This is a genomic window from Hymenobacter sp. B1770 (genome assembly GCF_049896385.1).
Classification (GTDB): domain Bacteria; phylum Bacteroidota; class Bacteroidia; order Cytophagales; family Hymenobacteraceae; genus Hymenobacter.
Genome location: NZ_JAFCUF010000030.1, coordinates 1 through 1,397 on the forward strand (window position 1 = coordinate 1; position 1,397 = coordinate 1,397).

General features: G+C 64.0%; 1 protein-coding gene and 1 pseudogene. Both read right to left on the reverse strand.

Translation table 11 applies throughout. The features are described from left to right. Nucleotides 1–1,231 (reverse strand): annotated as a pseudogene (locus ACP7AJ_RS21205) (DUF885 domain-containing protein); the annotation flags it as partial. Continuing rightward, nucleotides 1,216–1,397: hypothetical protein (locus tag ACP7AJ_RS21210; RefSeq protein ID WP_426062233.1), on the reverse strand; the 182-nt coding region annotated here is incomplete at its 5' end. The gene ACP7AJ_RS21210 and the pseudogene ACP7AJ_RS21205, both read right to left, overlap by 16 nt.

The following is a 1,397-nucleotide window of genomic DNA, read 5'->3' on the forward strand; positions in this document are numbered from 1 at the left end:
TGTCCATCATGTATTGGATGGCTTCTTCTCGGCTCATGCCTTTCGCATGCAGGCCCACGTCGACCACCAACCGGATGGCCCGGTGCATTTCAAACCCCAGGGCGCCGGCGTATTGGTACGGGTCGGTGTAGAGGCCCAGCTCTTTGCCCAGCGACTCACAATACAGCCCCCAGCCTTCCGTGTAGGCGTTGTACTGCCCGGCGCTTCGGAATTTGGGCAGGGCGGCGTTTTCCAGTTGTAAGGAAATTTGGTAGTGGTGCCCCGGAATGGCTTCGTGCAGGAACAAGGCCTCCAGGCCCGGGTACGCCACGGTGTTGTACTGGGTGGCGTCGGGGATGAGCACGTAGAAAATGCCCGCCCGCGTGCCATCGGGCGAACCAGCTAAATACTGCGCCGCCGCCGTCGCGGTGCGGTGCGCTTCGAACTGGCGCATTTCGAACGGCGTGTGGGGCGTGCGGCCAAACAGCTTGTTCAGGTTCGGCGCGATGCGTTGGTGAACGGCCTCCAAGCCAGCGAGCACTTCCTGCGGCGTTTTGTAGGGCCGGAACTTGGGCTCGTTCTTCAGGTAGGCGAAGAAGGCCGGCAGGTCGCCTTGGAAGCCCACCTGGTTTTTCACGGCTTCCATCTCGGCCCGGAGGCGTTTCACTTCGCGCAGGCCGGTCTGGTAAATGGCCTCGGGCGGCGTGGCGGTGGTGGTGTTTTTTTGCGCGGCGTAGCGGTAGGCCGCCCGCCCGCCGGGCAGCGCGCCCAGGCCGGCGGTGCTGCTGGCCCGGGGCAAGTACTCCGTTTTGAGAAAGGTGCTGAGCTTCTGGTAGGTCGGCACCAGGTCGGTGCGGATGGCTTGCTGGTAGGCACTGGCCAGGCGGGCTTTGTCGGCAGCGGGCAGCGTCTCGGGCAGCTTGGCAATGGGCCCGTAAAACAGGCTCTGGGTGGGATCGGCGACGAGCAGGGCGTCCAGCTGCGGAATCATCTTCACGACCAGCGCCCGGGGCAGTACCACGCCGGCTTTCAGGCCCTGGCGAAAGTTGGCAATGGCGGAATCGGCCCACACCGGAAAGCCGTGCACCCGGCCCAGCCAGTGGTCGTAGTCCTGGACGGTTTTAAAGGGTTGGGCGCCCGTACCGGACCCCAACTGGGCCAGGTCGATGGGCGTCCCCAAGAATTGGGTGAACGGCAGCAACCACAGATTCTGTTTTAGCCCGTCCAACCGGTCTTTCAGCAGGAAGTCGAAGACGTCGTAGCTGACCCGGTCCTCGGCGGAGAGCGTGGCGCGGTCAAAGCGTGCAGCGACGTTAGGTGCTGCCCGTAGGCCTGCCGTTGCTGCTCCCGGAACGCACGCGTTTGGTCGTTGGGCAACCGGTCGTTGTAGCGGTTATCGCCCCGGTAGATGCCGATGA